Consider the following 2,607-nt stretch of genomic DNA (forward strand, 5'->3'; position numbering starts at 1 on the left):
AGTTTTTTGACAGCTTGATATTGTCCTTCAATTAATAATTTGGAGCCACAAGCTGTACAATATAAAGGATTATTCTGATTTTCTGGGTAGAAGCAATTAGGATTAATACAGTAGCTCATAATAGCTGTCTAATTCAGTAGAGCTTTTTTTGGTGTTTGAAAATCGAGTGAAGCTTAATGATTAAGCTAAGACGCATTTAGATTTTATATTCTCTGTTAAGCTAATATACACTTATTTTGAAAATAGTAAAAATAACAAATAAGATATTTCCAGCTACTATTACTATTTTTAAAGTTAATATCTATAGCAGGGAACAGTGGTGCGACCCCGCGTCGGCGTTTTGCTGCGCAAAAATGCTGCGCAGAATTCCGTAGGAAAAAGCTTTAAGTCCTCTGTAAGAGGCAAGGTATTCTCGCCATGGGAACGCTGACCAAGAGAGGGAACGCGCACTCCTGTGAAAGAACAGTGGGAAAAATATTTCCCCTGATTCGGAGCATTATGAGTCTATGTCCTCACCTACCTGTCTATTGCTATATAATTCACAATTTAAATGTACAATAATTTAGGGAATGACCAAAATAAAGAGATAAATTTTTTAAAGCCTAAATAGCCGATTAGACTTTAAACTTATCTAACTATAATATTTGTCTACGTTATATTTCGTATGTATATAAAATATTTATCAGGTAATCAAAATGTTTTGCCGAGTTACATCAATTTTTTGTCACATATTCAGTGGCAACTCAGAAACTAAATAGTCAACTTATAGTCTAACTTCTAATTAAAATCATACCTAACCTAAGCAATCAGCCACTTTAGGCATTAATATCATGTCCAGATAATTAGTGATCAAAAAAAACTTTCTTCTCCTTCTCCTCTTCCCTCCTTCTACTACTGACTCCTGACTCCTGACTCCTCTATTTATAACTGTTTAACCGGACATGATATAACTCAAAATTATTATAGTATCGTAGTATAGTCTTTATTGAATCGTTAGTTTCATTTCAGCGCATTCTACATTATGCTACGCGTAACATAATATTTGTAAAATAGTAGTTTTATAGCTAAAGTTTAAATAATTTGACCATCCTTAACTAACACCAGATATGATTGAATTAAACTATAGTTACCTAAACGCATCAGAAGGCCAGCACTATAATCTATGATGAGCGTGTCTGGATGAATGATGCGTGTATAATTATGATTCGATGTCATAATTAGACACAAATATTAATAGTTTATCCAGTATAAATTTTAGGTAAATTTAGTTATAATAGTCAATGTAGTCAAGGAATTAACAATAACTTTGCTAGTAATTGAGGCCAAATTAAAAGGCAGTCAAAATCAGTACAAAGTTTTAGATGAAATGATTCTCACAGGTCAATTCATCAGAAACAGTTGTTTGCGCTACTGGATGGATAATAAAGATGTTAAACGCAATGACTTACAAAAGCTTTGTTCTGTACTAGCAAAGGATAGTAATTTTCCTTGGGTGAAAAAGTTAAACTCTCAAGCAAGACAAGCATCAGCCCATAGAACATGGCAATCAATACAACGATTCTACAAAAATTGTAGACTGAAATTACCAGGTAAAAAGGGCGATCCAAAATTCAATAAATTCACTCGTTCAATAGAGTACAAATCAACAGGTTATAAGCTATCTCCAGACAGAAAGAAAATTGAATTTAAAGATGGTTTTCAAGCTGGTGTATTTGAATTGTGGACAAGTCGCGATTTAGTCTGGTATTCAGAGCAACAAATAAGTCGTGTAAGAGTTGTGAGACGAGCTGATGGTTATTATTGTCAATTTCTAGTAAATGTAGAGAGAAAAGAAACTCATAATTTTCAAGGCAATGTCGTAGGAATAGATTTAGGTTTAAATACTTTTTATACTGATAGTAATGGTAATGTTGTAGATAATCCTAAGTATTTAAGGAAGTCGGAAAAACGACTAAAAAAGCTACAACGGAAAGTATCGCGCCGCCACGAGAAAGGAAAAAAGGCACAATCAAATAACTACCACAAAGCCAGAAAGAAATTAGCCAGGCAGCATCTCAAAATCAGTAGACAGCGTAAAGACCATGCAGTAAAGACTGCACGGGCGTTAATCCAATGTCACGATTTGGTAGTATACGAGGATTTGAACATTGCTAACCTAGCTAAAAATCATCACTTAGCTAAATCTATATCTGATGCAAGCTGGTATCAGTTCACCGAATGGCTGGAATATTATGCTAAGTTGCATGGAATTGCTTGCATAGCAGTACCTCCACATTTCACATCTCAAAATTGTTCCAATTGTGGTCAGACTGTTAAAAAATCTTTGTCTGTTAGGACTCACAAATGTCCGCATTGTAGTTATATTGCTGATAGAGACCACAATGCAGCAAGGAACATTTTAGCTAAAGGTTTAGAAATGCTAGGAGCAATAGTCAACAGTACCGAGGGGCACTCGGAATCTGGGGGAGACCCAAAAGCTACGGGAGAGTCCGACCTCTGGTTTGGTAATAGTGATATTGTCCATCTAAGTCATCTCTGTGAGCGTAGAATCATCAATGATGAGAATCCCGCATCATAATCTCTGATTTGATGCCGGGAGTATGTCAA

General features: G+C 35.1%; 3 protein-coding genes. 1 reads left to right on the plus strand and 2 read right to left on the minus strand.

Translation table 11 applies throughout. From position 1 onward, the window contains the following. Positions 1-119, minus strand: a 119-nt coding sequence (locus F6K13_RS35480; RefSeq protein ID WP_353735728.1) for a 4-Cys prefix domain-containing protein, incomplete at its 3' end; no start/stop codon positions are given. A 952-nt stretch (positions 120-1,071) separates the two neighbouring features. Further along, a complete protein-coding gene (locus F6K13_RS27785; RefSeq protein ID WP_161564940.1) occupies positions 1,072-1,215 on the minus strand; it encodes a hypothetical protein in 144 nt (47 codons plus the stop codon). 91 nt (positions 1,216-1,306) lie between these two features. On the opposite strand from F6K13_RS27785, the gene F6K13_RS27790 reads away from it, so the two are divergent. Further along, positions 1,307-2,578: an RNA-guided endonuclease TnpB family protein gene (locus F6K13_RS27790; RefSeq protein WP_124154369.1), complete on the plus strand. Its 1,272-nt coding sequence runs from the start codon at positions 1,307-1,309 to the stop codon at positions 2,576-2,578. Positions 2,579-2,607: the final 29 nt, after the last annotated feature.

Source organism: Okeania sp. SIO2B9, from assembly GCF_010672505.1.
Classification (GTDB): Bacteria; Cyanobacteriota; Cyanobacteriia; order Cyanobacteriales; family Microcoleaceae; genus Okeania; species Okeania hirsuta.